Raw genomic sequence first — 13,780 nt, forward strand, 5'->3', positions numbered from 1 at the left:
ACCATGAAGATTTTAGTGTTAATCGCCCATCCCGACCTTCGTCACTCAAGAGTGAATCGCTATTGGGAACAGTACTTGCGGCAGCATCCGGATATCACTGTGCACAACTTATACGCCGCTTATCCTAACGGTATCATCGACCATGTTCGGGAAAGAGAAATGCTGTTTAATCATGATCGAATTGTATTCCAATTTCCTTTGTATTGGTTTAGCGCACCCGCCTTGTTGAAAAAATGGCAAGATGAAGTGTTGGCCTCACTATGGTCGGAAACGGAAGGCAAACAATTGTCCGGCAAAGACCTCATTTTGGCTATCTCCACTGGCGCGCCCCAATCGTCTTATGGGCCAGATGGGTTCAATCATTTCACATTGGAAGAATTGATGCGTCCATATCAAGCGATGGCTAACATGAATGGGTTGAATTTCCTGCCGATGTTCAGTTTTTATCATGCACTCCAAGCAACCGATACAGAAATCTTTCTCAGTGCGCAAGAATATGTGAAGCATATCACCAACCCTCATCTGAAACCGCTTCATCCCCGATCCACAGTCACCGCCTCAGCCGATTGACGGCCATCCCTCCCATAAGCCATTCGCGGAAGAATGCTATTGCTTCCCGCCCCTGCGGGAGTGATCAAAAAACGGGAAGGACCGGTAAACGCGTCCTTCCCGTAAGACTTATTGGCAAATTAAATGGCTCCCACCATCAGTCAGCCGTCAACCGGCCACCAGCGACAACCACCTTTCCGTTTTTGACTACCGTGTCTACATGGTTTACCCCAAAATGATAAGGCAGATAAGCCAAATTGTGGGCGTCATAAATCACCAAGTCGGCTTGCTTGCCCACTTCCAAGCTACCAACCGTATCCGCCCGGCCAATAGCATGGGCCGCGTTGATGGTCATCGCCGTCAACACTTCTTCTGGAGTCATTCCCAAGTTGAGGCAACCGAGCGTCATCACCAACTGCAAAGATTCGGTGGGGGAACTTCCCGGATTATAGTCGGTGGACAAGGCTACTGGCACACCCATGTCGATCATCGCCCGCGCCCGGGCATGGGAGGTCAAACGCAGATTAAATGAGGTGGCGGGCAGGCAGACGGCGATCACTCCCGCATCGCGCATCGCTTCCAAGCCTTCGTCCGTGGCCGCCAACAGATGTTCCGCCGAGATGCAACCCAGCTCGCCAGCCAGTTGCGCCCCGCCCATCGGTTCGATTTCATCTGCATGGATCTTGAGGCCAAACCCGTTCGCTTTAGCAGCCGACAATATACGGCGGGATTCCTCCACCGAAAAAACGCCATGCTCGCAAAACACATCGCAGAATTCTGCCAAGCCTTGCCGCTTCACTTCGGGTAACATTTCGTGAATAACGAGATCCACATACTCCGCCGAGCGTCCCTTATATTCCTCTGGCACAGCGTGCGCTCCCATAAACGTAGACACCACATCTACCGGGTGGGTCTCATCCAGCCGTTTGGCTACCCGCAATTGCTTGAGTTCATCCTCCAACCGCAATCCATAACCGCTTTTGACTTCAACCGTCGTCGCTCCATAAAGAAGCATCTGGTCTAAGCTTTTTTTAGCTTTTTCATATAAGGCTTCTTCTGATGCGGTGCGGGTGGCCCGAACCGTGCTCAAAATCCCGCCGCCCTGAGCTAAAATCTCGAGATAAGGTACCCCTTTTAACTTGAGTGACAATTCATGTTCCCGTGACCCACCATGCACCAAGTGAGTGTGGGGGTCGATCAGTCCTGGTGTGACCAACCGGCCTTGGACATCCAGCTCTTGTTTCACCGCCATGCCCGCAATTTGCGCACGAACCTCTTCTTCTTGGCCCACGGCAAAAATTTTCCCGTCCCGAATGGCAACCGCCCCGTGTTCTACAACGCCCACGTCATCCATATCACGTCCGGTGCGCGGCTCATCCTTCCCCCGCATGGTCACCAAAACGCCAATGTGATGCACCAGCAAATCGATTGCTTTGTTTTCCATCGGACCACTCCTTTTCCAAATGGCCGCGGACCCGAATCCAGGCCCGCTGTGTTCGGTTAAATCCCCAGCATGGGTACGCGGATTCCCCGCTCTTTGGCCGTTTTCACCGCCAATTCATATCCGGCATCCGCATGGCGGATCACACCCATGCCCGGATCGGTATTCAGCACGCGTGACAGACGTTCTTCCGCTTCTTTGGAACCATCAGCCACAACAACCATGCCCGCATGCAAAGAGTAACCCATGCCCACACCACCACCATGATGCACCGATACCCAGCTAGCGCCGGAAGCAGTGTTGACAAGCGCATTTAGGATCGCCCAGTCAGCCACGACATCGCTACCGTCTTTCATTCCTTCCGTCTCACGGTTGGGCGAGGCGACGGAACCGCAATCCAGATGGTCGCGGCCAATTACAATCGGTGCGGAAATCTCCCCTGTGCGCACCATTTCGTTGATAGCCAAACCCATCTTGACGCGTTCACCGTAGCCCAGCCAGCAGATTCGCGCCGGCAATCCCTGGAATGCCACTTTTTCTCTGGCCAACTTAATCCAGCGACACAGGTGTTCATTTTCCGGGAACAGCTTCAATACCAACTCATCTGTTTTATGAATGTCTTTCGGGTCACCGGAGAGCGCCGCCCAGCGGAATGGTCCTTTCCCTTCACAGAAGAGAGGACGGATGTAGGCGGGCACGAAGCCGGGGAAATTGAAAGCGTCTTTCACCCCTTCATCAAAGGCCACTTGCCGGATGTTATTGCCGTAATCGAAGACGACGGCCCCCATTTTTTGCAAGTCGAGCATGGCCTGGACATGAACGGCCATCGATTGTTTAGACAACTTCACATAGGTAGCCGGGTCGTCACGACGCAATGCTGCCGCGGCGTCAAGTGAGTAACCAGCCGGCACATAGCCATTTAGCGGATCATGAGCCGAGGTTTGATCGGTCACAAAGTCAGGCACCACTCCCCGTTGGACAAATGCAGGTAACACCTCCGCCGCATTCCCGACCAAGCCGATGGACAACGGCTTGCCTTCCTCCTTGGCCGCTTGCGCCAGCGTCAACGCTTCATCCAGATCGTGAACCATCACATCGCAATAGCGAGTATCAATACGGCGTTGAATGCGGGCCGGGTCCACCTCCACCCCGATTACTACTCCGCCATTCATGGTAACAGCCAATGGTTGTGCACCGCCCATACCACCGAGCCCGGCGGTCAGCGTCAAAGTGCCTTTCAGCGTCCCGCCGGCATGCTGACGCGCAGCTTCGGCGAATGTCTCATAGGTGCCTTGCAAAATGCCTTGCGTTCCGATGTAAATCCAGCTTCCAGCCGTCATTTGCCCGTACATCATCAACCCTTTTTTATCCATCTCATGAAACGTCTCCCAATTGGCATAAGCGGGGACGAGCACAGAGTTGGAAAGAAGAACGCGCGGCGCCAAAGGATGCGTTTTGAAAATGCCCACTGGTTTCCCCGATTGGATCAGCAACGTTTCATCCGCCTCTAGGTCGGTCAAGCATTCCACGATTTTATCAAAGCACTCCCAGTTTCGGGCCGCCTTGCCGATTCCGCCATAAACAACGAGGTCTTCGGGGCGTTCCGCTACTTCGGGGTCTAAGTTGTTCATCAACATTCGCAACACCGCTTCTTGTTGCCATCCTTTGGTATTCAGCTGCGTGCCGCGGGGAGCGCGGACGATTCTTTTTGTTTTTTTACTCATTTATCATCTCTCCCATCATTGGTTTTGAGTTGAATTGAACACATACCTGGTTGCTCGGAGACCGGCTCGTCATTCCCTTTTGCCGTCCATTTATCTGCCCATCCGTTTCGCATATCCTGCGAGGAAGGTTAATATCGTGTGCAATGTCATGCGCACAGTGGCCCGGCGCGCATCATGTACCGGATCGACGCAGACGATGTCAAACCCTTGCACTTTTGGATGTACACCCAACAGGTACACAGCCTCTAATAACTGCCACGAAGTCATGCCTGCCGCCACCATTGCGGGCACTCCCGGTGCATACGCCTGATCCAACACATCCATGTCCACCGTGACATAAATAGCTTCGGTGCCATTGCCAGCCACCGCTAATGCCTGCTCCACCAGCGGGACAATGCCTTCTTTGGCCACTTGGGAGGCCGTGAATTGGGTAATTCCTTTAGACAAGGCATACTCCCGGTAAGGCTTGGAGTTGGCGAAGCTGTGCAGCCCGATTTGGGCGATGTGGGTACCCTCGACTGTCCCCGACTCAATCAGCCCGCGGATCGGGGTTCCGTTGGACGGGCCACCGTCTTCCAGATTTCTTACATCCATATGGGAATCCAGTTGCACGATGCCTACTTTGCCCGAATATCGGGTCTTAAAGGCTTTGACCGACGGGCAGGTGATGGAATGGTCTCCGCCCGCGATAATGGGAAACATCCGCGGCATTGCCTGATAAATCTCCGTCAAGCCTTGCTCAATGTTGCTGTGACACCGCAGGAGATCGGTCACATGCATCTGGATATCTCCCAGATCATGTGCCCGTAGCACCTGCAAATCCACATCATGGTCGATGTCATAGGTTGTCATGGCGGGGAATAATTCCCGGAGCGCATTGGGTGTCATGGAAGCTCCCGACACACTGATCGACGTTTTGGACAGGGGCACCCCGATAAATCCCACTTCCACATCCGTTTGTCCGTCCCACGGCGTTAACCAGTGAGCCACTTTGGTTTCATGCCGGTCACGCCAGTTGGTGCGACGGACGAGCTCTGGCGGATTTAACAACGCGAATCGTTTCATCAGCATCACCTCTTTCATGGATTACACTCAAATCCTTTAAAACAGTGGGCCGGACACCGCTTCCACGGCTTGCAACCATTCGCCTTCCAGGAGGGCTGTCGCCACGCTTTCAATCTCTTGGCTGGTGGAACGGTCTGCCGCCACCGGTGGCACGATGGTGCGCAACCGGTCATACAAAGCCCGCGTGGCAGGAGCCAATCCTTCGGCACCCACAAAGTCGGCCGCTTCTGCGGCGCAGATCAACTCAATGGCCAACACTTTGGCCACATTATCCACCACCTGAGCGGCATGCCGGGCGGCGGTGGTTCCCATCGACACATGATCTTCTTGGTTAGCCGATGAAGGAATCGAGTCCACACTAGCCGGATGGGCAAGAACTTTGTTTTCCGACACGAGCGAAGCGCTTACATATTGCAAAATCATCAGTCCCGACTGGGTTCCCGGCTGATGGCTCAAAAATGCGGGTAACCCGCCAGACAAGGAAGGATTGACCAGGCGCTCTGTGCGACGCTCAGAAATATTGGCCAATTCGCTTAACCCGATTTTCAAGAAGTCCATTGCCAAAGCAATCGGCTGGCCATGAAAATTGCCGCCTGATATCACTTTGCCTTCTTCCACAAACAACAGGGGATTGTCGGTTGCAGCGTTGATTTCAATCGCGATTTTCTCCTTCACATACCCCAACGCTTGCCGTGTCGCCCCGTGCACCTGCGGCAAACAGCGTAGCGAATACGCATCTTGTACCCGCAATTCCCCTTGCCGGGTGACCAGCTTGCTCCCCCGCAACAAAGTCCGCAAATTTCTCGCCACACCGCTCTGCTCCGGATAAGGGCGCACCCGATGCACTTCATCCGCAAACGCATCGGGGATTCCCCTCAGGCATTCCACAGTCAGCGCGGCAATAACATCAGCCACTTTGGCCAACCTTTCCGCTTTGGCCAAAGCTAGCGCGCCAATCGAGGTCATCGCCTGGGTGCCGTTGATCAAGGCCAACCCTTCCTTGGCCTTCAGGGTAATCGGTTTCAAGCCCGCCTTGGCCAACGCTTCGGCGCCCGGCAAACGTTCGCCCTCATAAAACGCCTCCCCTTCTCCCATCAACACCAACGCCAAGTGTGACAAAGGTGCCAAGTCACCACTCGCTCCCAGCGATCCTTGCTCAGGAATCACCGGATGAACTCCCCGGTTAAGGCAATCGACCAACAATTGCAACGTTTCTAAACAAATGCCCGAGTGCCCTTTGGCCAGCGCGTTTGCTCGCAACATCATCAGCGCCCTGACCGTTGGTTCTGGCAGAGGCTTTCCCACCGCGCAGGCATGGCTGCGAATCAAATTGACCTGCAATGCCACCGCATCATCCGCAGAAATGCGCACATCGCTAAACTTGCCAAAGCCAGTGGTCACCCCATATACCACCTTGCCTGCACGGACCCATTCTTCTACCATCCGCCGGCAAGCGATTACCCGCTTGATTGCCTCATCACCCAAAACGACGGGAACCCGGTTGATTGCTACCGCGGCCACATCCTCCGCTGTAATCCGATTCCCATCCAGCTCTATTCCCATCAATTGCCCAACAGGTTTTGTTCGCTCGGCATACATCGCTGCCCCACCCTTTCCTCTTTCTTCGCTTTACCAAACTAAAAGGGACTGCGCAGAAGTTACTCACTTCCACACAGTCCCTTTTTCAAGAGGGGTATATGCGATTGTATTGTTGGCGTTTTGCTAACCTTCATCGCAACCACTCGCTTTATTGGTTTCAGATAATTTTATTACGTTATATTATTCTCACATAACAAACTTCTATTTGTCAACTATGTGAAAACGATCTCCTTCAACCACAAAAACAACAAAGGAATGACCCTGGCCGGATCATTCCTTTTGCCATGTTGCTCACACTTTCACCAAAGACTTAAAGCTTTCCACCTGAGCACGAATCCCAACCTCCACAGGCAACCGCTCCATGCTGGAAGCCCCGAAGAAGCCGTCAATTCCCTTCGTGAGCGAGAGGATTGTGCGCACATCTTCCGGCTCGGCGATGGGGCCGCCATGGCACAACACCAACACATGGGGATTAACTGCTTTAGCCGCGTCATGGATCCGTTGAATGCGCTCAGCAGACTGCTCCAAAGTCAATGCCGTTTCCGCACCAATGGAGCCTTTGGTGGTCAAACCCATATGGGCCACCAGCACATCAGCACCCGCTTCTGCCATGGCCACTGCTTCTCGCTCATTGAACACATACGGGCAGGTTAGCATGTCCAATTCATGAGCCAAGCGGATCATTTCCACTTCCAGATCGAAACCCATGCCGGTTTCCTCTAGGTTTTGGCGGAACGTGCCGTCGATCAAACCCACGGTGGGAAAATTTTGTACACCGTCAAATCCCATTTCTTTCAGTTCTTTTAAGAATACAGGCATCAGTCGGAATGGGTCCGTTCCACACACTCCTGCCAGCACAGGAGTATCTTTTACCACTGGCAAAACCTCGCTCGCCATCTCCACCACAATCCCATTGGCATCCCCATATGGCAACAGGCCGGCCAGTGAACCGCGGCCCGCCATCCGGTAACGGCCTGAGTTATAGATGATGATCAGATCCGCACCGCCTTGTTCCGCAAATTTCGCGGATATGCCCGTGCCCGCTCCACAACCGATAACCGGGGATCCTTGGCTTACCGTCTCACGCAACCGGCGGAGAGATTCATCTCTTGATATGAATGGCATGTTTCTCAGCTCCTATTCTTCTTCGTTTCTCAGCATTTCCAATAATTTATCCGTCACCGCTTTGGCGAATTGCGGATCATTGATGTTGCAATCCAGTTCGTAGACCGGGATATCCTTGCGGATGTGCTCCTTGATGGCGTCAAACAATGCCTGATTCGCTTCCGGCCACCAAAAGGGTTTGCCGGGCGCATCCAACTCGGACAAACCTTGCAAAGGCAAGAAAATAGCCAATTCCCCTTTGGACCGGTTGGCTTTTTCAGCCAATATCCGCCCCAAGATGGCGTTTTCTTCTGGTGTGGTTCGCATCAACGTGATATTGTCATTCCAACTGTACAGCAAGCGGTCGCGGTATTTCCCCGGAACAGTGGACATGCCCCAGAAGTTGACCATATCCAAGCATCCGGGAGCAATCACTTGGGGCAACGCCCATTTGCCCGCGGCATCCAAGCGGGAGGGGCCCGCCGACAGAACTCCACCAACCAATTCATCCGCCAGCTCCGTCGTCGTCACTTCCAACACTCCGGTGATATACCCTTGGTCAATCAATGACTCCATGGTTTTGCCACCGGTACCTGTCGCATGAAACACCAGCACTTCATAACCGTTCTCTTCCAGTTGCTTTGTGCACTGATTTACCAATACAGTCGTGTTACCAAACATCGACGCCGAGATAAGCGGCTTGGTTTTAATCTTCGGCACTTGCGTTTCCACCATGCCGACCACCGTTCCCACCGCATTGGAATAAATCTTGGCGCTGATACGGTTCAGCCCAGCTATATCCAAAATCGATGGGATCATGACGATGTCACTGATGCCCACATAAGGCTGTGTGTCCCCCGAAGCCACCGTGCTGACCATCACCTTGGGCACCCCTACGGGCAACACGCGCAAGCCTGACGTGCCGATCATGGTTCCGTTTGAACCACCCATGGATAACCCGCCATCGATCAATCCCTGATCAAACAACTCTTTTACCACACGGGCAATCCCTTTGGTCATGACCGTCATGGCCAAAGACTTATCTTTTACTTTTCTCAGCTCAGCCAAGGACATGCCACCGGCTTCCGCCACCCGCTCTGCGGGAACATCCGGTTCAAACAAAGGCTCCCCTAGCACCCCAGTGTTGATGGTAAGAGCGTAATGGCCGCGCTTCTCAATCTCCTGTTTCACAAATGCATAATCAGGCCCTTTGGTATCCAATGCACCAATCAGTGCAATCGTTTTACCCATAACAACCTCCTCGACAATCAAATGATTTTTTTGTCATGCTTATTTATGTATTAAATCAAAAGATATATTTCTGTAGAATTAGTCAAATCTCCTTCAAATAAAGAAAAACAATCCCTTCCCGCCAGTTCATTCCATCTTTTCTTGGAAACTCCTCATCGTGATCAATCACACCTTAGCACTTTCTTAATAATCAGGCTGACGGTTGCCAATATAAATAAAACTTTGCAAAAGAATTCAAATATGAAATGATATGTATAAAAAAAGAAAACACAGAGAAAGGGAGTTCATTATGGGGGTTTCAGACACAAATCAAGTCACTAAAGAAAGCAAGCTATTGTTATGGTGTTTCGCCCTTGGCCTGCTGTATGACTTCATGTTCTTTGACACCACCTTTGCCGGGATCGCTTACCCGATCTTCATCGTAGCGGTCTACGGCGTGTTCGCTTGGCTGTTCCATTCTCAAGGTCGTCTCAAACCGTCGTTTACCTTCCCATGGCTACTGGTCGCTTTGATTCTATTGCTGAGCCTTACCTTTGTCCTGTTTTCCAATCCGGCATTTCTGGTGTTGAACTTTTTCCTCGTTCCCCTGCTGTTTGTCGCCCATACAATGCTGGTGACCGGCACCCACAAACGCCCTTGGCACCACATCGGATTTCTGATAGAAATGGCCGAACGGGTCACCATCCACACCCTCAGCAACTTGTTAAAACCCTTTTCCTCAATGGTTCGATCTCGATTCATGCCAAGTAGTGTGGCCATCAAAGTCGGTTTGGGAATTGCTATCACTTGCCCCTTGTTATTGGTGGTCATTGTGCTACTCTCCTCTGCCGACAGCATCTTTCTGAAATACGTGATTGAAATACCCAAACAACTATTGGATATCGATTTCGGCGAAATTCCCGCTCACATCATTCTCACCACCTTCATCACCTTGATTTTGTTCGCTTATTTCTGGAGCCTGCTCCACCCTACCAAAGAAAATGAACCAACGGGGGCAAGCGAAGAAAAAAACCGGAAACCCAAAAAATTGGACAGTGTCATTTCCGTCACCATCCTTACTATGCTCAACCTGGTGTACGTCATTTTCACCGCAATCCAAATCACTTTCTTGTTTGGCGGGGCAGAATCTGCTTTGCCCGCGGGAGTAACCTATTCGGAGTACGCCCGCCAAGGATTCGGCGAGATGTTGATTGTCAGCTTCATCAATATCGGCGTGTTGCTGTTGTTGCTTCACTTTGCCTCACAACAGAAAAAAGGCTTATACCGGGCCGTCCAAGTTTTGCTCACCATTCTCACGGTATGTAGTCTGTTCATCCTGTTCTCCGCCTTCACCCGGTTAACCATGTATGAACAAGCCTACGGTTTCACTCTGTTGCGCTTGTTGCCCCAAGCCTTTATGATTTTGCTTTTATCCCTGTTTGCCGTCTCATTGGTGCGAGTCTGGAAAAGCAATGTCTCCCTGTACAAAAGCTACACCATCATCACCTTGGTGTGGCTGGTCACCCTCAACTACGCCAACCTGGATCTAATCATCGCCAAAAGCAACATTCAGCGGTACCAGCAAACAGGTGAGATTGATCTGGAATATATCGGCAGCCTCTCTTATGATGTAGCGCCGGAACTGGCCAAACTGCAACAAGACCCCAAGATTGGCGACAAGGCGGTAGCTGAGCTGAAGAAAATGAAGTCCCGCTTGAAATTTGAGACCAAGCCCGAGTGGCAAACATTTAGTTTTTCCCGGCATCGGGCCGAACAGATCGTCAAAAATATCCACTGACCATACACAAAAACGAGTCTGCTTCTACATGGCAGACTCGCTTTTCATTGATTGTGGCAAGGCGGTTGAATCTCTCGTAGAAGAGGCCGCTCCATGACTAGCGGGGCAAAGGCAAAATCCTCATCCGGTAAGCATTCATGGCTGCACGTCCCAACTCATCGAGAAACTGGTAATTGGCGGCGGCACCCACCACTGCGCCCAATCCCGGCACCAATTGCAACATCTTGGCCAGATCGATGTGATCACGATAGGTTTGTTGGAACTTCTGCCAATCCAGCTGGTTTAAGTAATCCGCATGGGACGGATAAGCTCGGATCGTCTCTTGCCAATTTTTCATCTTATGAAACGTCTCGATGCGTACCTCCCCACTTGAAAACGCCAGCTGGAAGATGTGCAGAATATACAGCCGCTCACGATAATCTTTCACATCAAACCCGTACAAGCTGGCTGCATCAAACAAAAACTTCATCTTGATCGAGAGTAACATCGGGAAATCGGCCAATCCCAATAACAAACCGCCCATTCCCGTCCCGGCTCCTTCCACCGTCGCTGTGTATTTGTACATCTTGATCTTTTCCAGTACTTGTTTTTCCTTTTCCTCTAAGGAATCGGCGGTGGCAGCTGATTTGGTCGTCCACTCCGAACCGACAAGCACCGTTCGCACCAGGTGCTTGATGCTTTCAGTTATTACATCATGCACCTTTTGCGGAATCTTCTCATTGATTTTATCCTGGATTGACTTGGCCGCCCATTGCAACACCGTTGGAGACTTCTGCATTTCTGCCTGCCAAGCAATGCATTCTTGGCGTGCACGTTGTTCGTAATCCAATCAGCTTCACCCTTCGTATGTAATCTGGTATGTGCGACAGTGATATATACCCGGTTGCCGAGAAGCTGATGCTCATTCCTTTTTGTTCCAAAGCCCATCCATGTGTTCCATTGCGTCAAATATCAAGGAATAAACAAATGCCAAAGCCAAAAGCCCATACAGAGAAAAAGTGATATCTTCAATTATCACATCTAATACATACATATGAAACAAAACAAGAAAGAAACCTGCAGCAGCACCCAAACCGTCTTTTACCTTTTCCCTTTCAGCGAATAGAAATTGTATTACCAATTCCAATACAAAGCCCACCGTCATCGATGGAATGAAATAAAACAACACCCCCACTCCAAACAAAATCAGACCGGTGGTCGATTGGACTTTAATGCCGAGTGTGACAACGTTTTTGAGCAAAGAGAGAATCCCCATATTGATCAGTACAGGAATACTCAGAATAACTAAGACTAAAACACCTAATAAAGCGAAAACAATCACATTGCCCCATAAGCCAAGCTTCTCTTTTTTTCCTTTCACAGAAATCCCCCATTACGCGATCAATGAAGAAAGACGGCAAAACCGCCGTCTTCTTGTTATTTCCTTTATTCATTCCCTCGCAAACGGGGGATGGACAAAACATTTTTTTACTTCTTTGGTTCTTTATTTATCTCTCCCGTGTAATCATATCTTAACAATAAACGCACTCCGAACTTATCAACGACCAGGATATTACTCCATAATCAATACCCAATTTTCACGCATTCATTAGGGACTATCGCTCCTAATTTCTGATCAATCTCTCGTAAAGTTGTTTGTTCAAATTCCCCTTCATCATTCAAAAAATGACCCTCGTACTGCAAATAACATATCTTACAAGCACACTCAATATCTCAATAAAACCTTCAAGACTAGATACTATTTCTCCAAAGTTACGGTGAAGTATATTTTCTTAACTAATTAAGCACAAGAACACATAAAAAAGAAAGTAGCCGCCTCTCGACGACTATAACTTATTCATTCTTCATATAGAGTACTAGCAACGTTATCAAAAGCAACTTTTAATTCTTCAACACTTTTATACCGATAGCCACGCTTTATCGCGCAAAATAAAACTCTTCTTATTAGATTAAATAAAAATGTTCAACTTCAAAACGCAATCTATTCCTATCTCTTTTAATAAATTCAGTAACTCCTCAAATATGTTACCCATCTTTGACTCTGTTGATGAACCATTGTCTGGCCTTTTCACCTTCTAGAAGTATCGGACATTCTGGTGTACCAATATTAATGCTTTTTATATTGGCCTCTTCTATCCCTTTAATTCCTGTTAATTTTGCTCCTTTTAGTAAAACTCCTTCAAAATATGATCCACTTACATCCACGTTTTGCAGTGTCGCTTCGCGGAAATCAGAATGATCAAAAAGACTATTAACTAAAACAGCATTCGTCAAATCCACTTTGATAAATATTGTTTCAATACAATCACTTTTAGCAAACCTTGCATTTTGGGCATTAGCATTAGTAAAGTCTACATAAGACACATCGGCTTTATAAAAATCGGCATTCTTCAAGTTGGTTGATCTGAATGTGGAAGAACACATTAGTGACGCGAACATATCTTTATTACTCAAATTCATACCATCAAATATACATGCAGTCATATAAGCTTGATCTAATGGATATTCTGTTAAGTCTATACCTCGAAAGTCTATTTCATCCACGCTTAACTTTTCACCTTTTTCTCCAATTGTTTCAATCCATATCCGATGTAACACCATTAGATCAACAATTTTTTCTTTATTAACCCTTCCCATTCTTTGCCCTTCTCCGAATCCCATACTTCTTTAAATTGAAATCCAACTAACCCATTAGACTCAACCATTTCCTTAAACTCGTCAGAAACAAACACCTTCCACTGCACTCGGTCATCCAAAAATATGCGAAAAATATGCTCATCTACTATTTTTTCTTGAATGAACTCATATTTTTCAAAGCCGACACGAAGCCCTGTATCCAACTGTCTAACAATCGCTTGATTATAATCAATCGCATTGATTGCGTTTATCACATGTATTCCAAAAAAACTCTTTTCACAATGATGAAGTGGTAACGCCTCTGCCTTACCTTTTAAAAAATCACTCAAAACATGAACAGCTTTTTCACTGAAAATTGGAATAGGGCCATCCCAAAAATGAGGACAATCACTTTCTTCACCTTCATCGATTGTACATATTTCTACAAAGCCCCATCTATCTGCGAGAGGAATAGTCTGGATCAGTAGATCATTCCATTTATAATCTCGATCAAAATCGGTGTAGCCTAATGTTTCAAAGGCTTTCAGCGAGCCTTCTAATTGCCATACTTTCATGAACATCCCACCATTATAGTTTCCAAACTACAATAGCCCTTCCATTAACAGCTTTTCTACTTTAAGAGCTTACTTAAGC

Annotated in this window: 12 protein-coding genes; 2 read left to right on the plus strand and 10 right to left on the minus strand. The window is 49.1% G+C overall.

Annotated features, from left to right (window positions below; translation table 11 throughout):
- The first annotated feature begins 3 nt into the window (after positions 1–3).
- Positions 4–570 carry an NAD(P)H-dependent oxidoreductase gene (locus tag EDC32_RS08515; RefSeq protein WP_132221430.1) on the plus strand — a complete coding sequence of 189 codons (567 nt, stop codon included), beginning with the start codon at positions 4–6 and terminating at the stop codon, positions 568–570.
- A gap of 136 nt (positions 571–706) precedes the next feature.
- Here EDC32_RS08515 and hutI read toward each other — a convergent pair whose 3' ends face one another.
- The 6 genes from hutI to EDC32_RS08545 all read right to left on the minus strand — a co-directional run bounded on the left by hutI (position 707) and on the right by EDC32_RS08545 (position 8,733).
- Complete coding sequence (hutI, locus tag EDC32_RS08520; protein ID WP_106342971.1) at positions 707–1,993, minus strand: imidazolonepropionase; 1,287 nt, start codon at positions 1,991–1,993, stop codon at positions 707–709.
- A gap of 56 nt (positions 1,994–2,049) precedes the next feature.
- The gene (gene hutU / locus EDC32_RS08525; protein WP_022737966.1) at positions 2,050–3,714 is read right to left on the minus strand and encodes a urocanate hydratase; all 1,665 of its coding nucleotides are present in this window, start codon (positions 3,712–3,714) and stop codon (positions 2,050–2,052) included.
- 90 nt (positions 3,715–3,804) lie between these two features.
- Positions 3,805–4,779, minus strand: a complete 975-nt coding sequence (locus tag EDC32_RS08530; RefSeq protein ID WP_132221432.1) for an agmatinase family protein — start codon at positions 4,777–4,779, stop codon at positions 3,805–3,807.
- A 36-nt stretch (positions 4,780–4,815) separates the two neighbouring features.
- Positions 4,816–6,342 carry a histidine ammonia-lyase gene (hutH, locus tag EDC32_RS08535; RefSeq protein WP_211341919.1) on the minus strand — a complete coding sequence of 509 codons (1,527 nt, stop codon included), beginning with the start codon at positions 6,340–6,342 and terminating at the stop codon, positions 4,816–4,818.
- A gap of 327 nt (positions 6,343–6,669) precedes the next feature.
- Positions 6,670–7,503 carry a phosphoenolpyruvate hydrolase family protein gene (locus tag EDC32_RS08540; RefSeq protein WP_132221434.1) on the minus strand — a complete coding sequence of 278 codons (834 nt, stop codon included), beginning with the start codon at positions 7,501–7,503 and terminating at the stop codon, positions 6,670–6,672.
- A 12-nt stretch (positions 7,504–7,515) separates the two neighbouring features.
- Positions 7,516–8,733, minus strand: a complete 1,218-nt coding sequence (locus EDC32_RS08545) for a Tm-1-like ATP-binding domain-containing protein (protein ID WP_132221436.1) — start codon at positions 8,731–8,733, stop codon at positions 7,516–7,518.
- A 289-nt stretch (positions 8,734–9,022) separates the two neighbouring features.
- Between EDC32_RS08545 and EDC32_RS08550 the strand changes: the two genes are divergently transcribed.
- Entirely contained in the window at positions 9,023–10,510 is a 1,488-nt protein-coding gene (locus EDC32_RS08550; RefSeq protein ID WP_158283295.1) for a DUF4153 domain-containing protein, read from the plus strand.
- Between the two features lie 97 nt (positions 10,511–10,607).
- On the opposite strand, the gene EDC32_RS08555 is transcribed toward EDC32_RS08550, so the two are convergent.
- From EDC32_RS08555 to EDC32_RS08570, 4 genes are all read right to left on the minus strand, one after another.
- Positions 10,608–11,288 (minus strand): EcsC family protein, encoded by a 681-nt coding sequence (locus EDC32_RS08555; RefSeq protein ID WP_246026916.1) that lies wholly within the window; start codon positions 11,286–11,288, stop codon positions 10,608–10,610.
- A gap of 123 nt (positions 11,289–11,411) precedes the next feature.
- Entirely contained in the window at positions 11,412–11,870 is a 459-nt protein-coding gene (locus EDC32_RS08560; protein ID WP_132221442.1) for a hypothetical protein, read from the minus strand.
- 665 nt (positions 11,871–12,535) lie between these two features.
- Positions 12,536–13,147, minus strand: a complete 612-nt coding sequence (locus EDC32_RS08565; RefSeq protein ID WP_132221444.1) for a pentapeptide repeat-containing protein — start codon at positions 13,145–13,147, stop codon at positions 12,536–12,538.
- A complete protein-coding gene (locus tag EDC32_RS08570; protein WP_132221446.1) occupies positions 13,111–13,701 on the minus strand; it encodes an imm11 family protein in 591 nt (196 codons plus the stop codon). Before EDC32_RS08570 ends, EDC32_RS08565 begins: the two co-directional genes overlap by 37 nt.
- Positions 13,702–13,780: the final 79 nt, after the last annotated feature.

It is taken from the genome of Laceyella sacchari (assembly GCF_004343255.1).
GTDB classification, from domain to species: domain Bacteria; phylum Bacillota; class Bacilli; order Thermoactinomycetales; family Thermoactinomycetaceae; genus Laceyella; species Laceyella sacchari.